The sequence below is a fragment of the Vibrio sp. L85 genome (assembly GCF_963871815.1).
In the GTDB taxonomy this organism is placed as follows: domain Bacteria; phylum Pseudomonadota; class Gammaproteobacteria; order Enterobacterales; family Vibrionaceae; genus Vibrio; species Vibrio harveyi.
Genome location: NZ_CAWMYL010000102.1, coordinates 1 through 367, shown reverse-complemented (window position 1 = coordinate 367; position 367 = coordinate 1). Strand labels below are relative to the sequence as shown.

The 367-nt window shown below is 44.4% G+C and carries 1 pseudogene; it reads left to right on the top strand.

From position 1 onward, the window contains the following. Positions 1 to 367: pseudogene (locus AACR11_RS09950) on the top strand (hypothetical protein); the annotation flags it as partial.

Genomic DNA, 367 nt, shown 5'->3' with positions numbered 1-367 from the left:
TTATGCCGCTGAGTAACCGCAACCCACGTGATCGCAGTGCAGAATTTGCTCATCATCTTCGTTTCCATGAATCACTCGAATCTCGATTGTGTCGTTTACACATTCGTGTATTGTGCTTTGGAAAAATTCCAGACAAGTATTTTGCTGCGTATGAAAAATACCAGCGTGAAGGTCAAGATGAGATGCGCCTTAAAGTTCATGAGCGCGATTCATTAGAAGTGATCCTGGCATACTTGGAAGAGTATGGTTTACCTCAATGTAAGAAGAACGGTAAGCCGATGAAGTGGTTCACCTACTTTCAGATGCGTATCTTGCTGGCGTTTTGTGATTTCATCGATGATCCACGTCGATGCCACCAGGGGCGTTT